This is a genomic window from Gluconacetobacter liquefaciens (genome assembly GCF_003350405.1).
Classification (GTDB): Bacteria; Pseudomonadota; Alphaproteobacteria; order Acetobacterales; family Acetobacteraceae; genus Gluconacetobacter; species Gluconacetobacter liquefaciens.
The window spans coordinates 1-2452 of the sequence record NZ_QQAW01000026.1 but is presented as its reverse complement, the minus strand read 5'-3'; the positions used below and the strand labels follow the sequence as shown (position 1 = coordinate 2452).

The window sequence follows — 2452 nt, the reverse complement described above, 5'->3', positions numbered from 1 at the left end:
AAGTGACTGTTTGAAAAGTCATAGAACGGTCTGAAACCCTGAGGCGGCGTATGCCGACTTGGGCAGGTTTACCTATATGAGGGTAATTTCTGCCCTTTGGGTAAAAATGGGTAGGGCTAATTGTGCCCAATTTGTTCCTAATGGAGAACGGAAAATTGATTAAGAGCCTCAAATATCTTGGTTGGCGACGCTATGCCTTACATCTTGTCGCAAAAGCATTGCTCCTACATGCTAAAATAGAGAATGGCCAACCCATTGGTGTAAGAAAATCATTAAATAATTCAGAACTCGGCGCAGATCATTTTTTTGACCCCTCCCACGATGGTAAAGATCAGGACCAATAAAATTATTTATCCCAAGTTCTGGAATCGTCATTAAACCATTTGGCCAAAATAGGGGTGCGGAAAGTCGCCCATCCACTTTTCTTTTGTCGAATAACAATTAGTCTATCATTTTCAGGATAAGGTAATATAGATTCCATTTCATCCCTAATTTCCTTGGGGGATTTTAACGTGTCGATAAACCACACCGATTCTACCGGATGCCGATGTTCATATCCTTTTATGTATTCATAAATCGCATTGTATCCGCTATCACCCGGTTTATGTAAATCATAAGTAATCATGATTACTGACATATCTACCTCGACTTTTCACTACACGGACACTAGCCTTCTCAGCATCAATCTGATGAAGGCTAGTCTCACCATGGCACAACTATGCGCCATGAGGCGTTCTCTATCAATGGATAGGCGCCAATAATCGCCCAACCAAGCGAAGCCACGTTCCACCAGCCATCTCTTCTCGTCGGGCACGAAACCGTTGGCGGTGCTGGTGTGGTTCTGGCCTATGGCTACTACGGCTTTGAACGCTTTGCGAACGAAGCCTTTCAGCATTTCGCCACGGTATCCCTTGTCCCCGATGACCTTCCTCACGCGGGGTTGTTTCACCCGTTTCTGATACTTTTTGAGGACCTTCACGGCGCCTTTGGTATCATGCACGTTAGCCGGGGTAACGGCCACGTCCACCAACAAGCCCATGCTATCGACCAGGACGTGGCGCTTGCGCCCTTTGACGCGCTTGCCGCCATCATAGCCCTTGGTAGGAGCCTCGGCACATTTGCCGGTTTTCACGCTTTGGCTGTCGATAATCAGCAAGGTAGTGTCTGGCGATCTACCTGCTTCATCACGCACCATCTCATACAGGGCGTAGTGGATACGTCGCCACCGGCCCCGGCTTTGTAGGTCGGAAAAATAGCCGTACACCGTGCGCCACGGCGGGAAGTCCTTGGGCAACCCGCGCCATTTGCACCCATGCGTCACCACATACATGATGGCGTCAATAACCCGCCTCATGCTGGTTTCGCGCGGCCTGCCGCCCTTTTTGGCGCGTGGGATGTGACGCCTGATTAACCTCCACTGGTCGTCAGTGAGGTCTGTGTCGTAACCCATCGCTATAGGCACAACGCAAATATCATTCCATAATGATAATGAAATGGGCGAGAAAATCAATTAAAATTTTTGTAATATTGTTATATATCAGTCTACTAGCATGCGCTGTAGCCCCCTGATCGGTCATGTGCTAGGCTGCCGTTGCGCTTGGCAGCGCGATTGAAACGAGGCGGCCCCTATGTCGGGTGGCCTGCCGAATACAACACCCGGACCTATGGTCCAGCGGTGAACGGTGAAAGCTGTTCACTATCTGGGAAATAGGCAGGGCGTGCGTTCACCTTGTTTCACACGCTGCCAACCGCCCGACGCCAGGAGGTGTCGGTGGCGTAGCTGTGCCCTTGGCAGGGCAATGAAACACGGTGACAAAGATGGCTGAGAGACTCTTTAAAGCGAAAATTTTCCTGAAAAACGGTATTGTTCAGGAGGTTGTTGTAACTGCAAGTAATATGTTCAATGCAAAAGAACTCATAAAAATGCAGTACGGAAATCCCCGGTTCTTCAGTGACCCTCAGGAAGTTCGTCGTTAATTTCTGCATTTTTGGTAAAAAGTGGGTGGCGGCTCAACCGCCACCCACTGGTTATTATTTCAGAATATTTTTCAAAATGCGAGAAGCTACCATTTGCATATCCTCGCGTTTGGCTGCCTGTATTATGCTAGTATCGGGTACGGTAATTTGTCCTGTAGCGTAAAATATGGCAGCGCACCTTTCGATTTCCGCTTGGGCTAGGTCTCTAGCGGCCATGAGGTTGGGTTCCTGTGCTTGAGTTGGGTGGAATCCATCAGGGGAGAGGTCTCTCCCCTAACGAGGCCGGGTGCTGATACACCCGGCCTCGTTGCTATGTTGGTCCAACAATGGCACTCGATTCAAGAGTGAACAAAATAAGAACATTATAGATATATCAATGCAAGATACATTTGGTTACATGAAAAAATCTGACCAAATGGCCTTGGTATAACTCATGATTTCAAGCTAATTTCTGACTTTCCAAACAGTCACTAAG

The 2452-nt window shown here is 48.2% G+C and carries 3 protein-coding genes; 1 reads left to right on the top strand and 2 read right to left on the bottom strand.

The features are described from left to right. Positions 1-346: 346 nt before the first annotated feature. Complete coding sequence (locus C7453_RS18795) at positions 347-625, bottom strand: hypothetical protein (RefSeq protein WP_141289234.1); 279 nt, start codon at positions 623-625, stop codon at positions 347-349. Positions 626-655: 30 nt separating this feature from the next. Further along, positions 656-1450 carry an IS5 family transposase gene (locus C7453_RS18540; protein WP_114729662.1) on the bottom strand — a complete coding sequence of 265 codons (795 nt, stop codon included), beginning with the start codon at positions 1448-1450 and terminating at the stop codon, positions 656-658. 368 nt (positions 1451-1818) lie between these two features. Between C7453_RS18540 and C7453_RS19040 the strand changes: the two genes are divergently transcribed. Then, positions 1819-1977 (top strand): hypothetical protein, encoded by a 159-nt coding sequence (locus C7453_RS19040; protein ID WP_170143289.1) that lies wholly within the window; start codon positions 1819-1821, stop codon positions 1975-1977. Positions 1978-2452 lie beyond the last annotated feature (475 nt).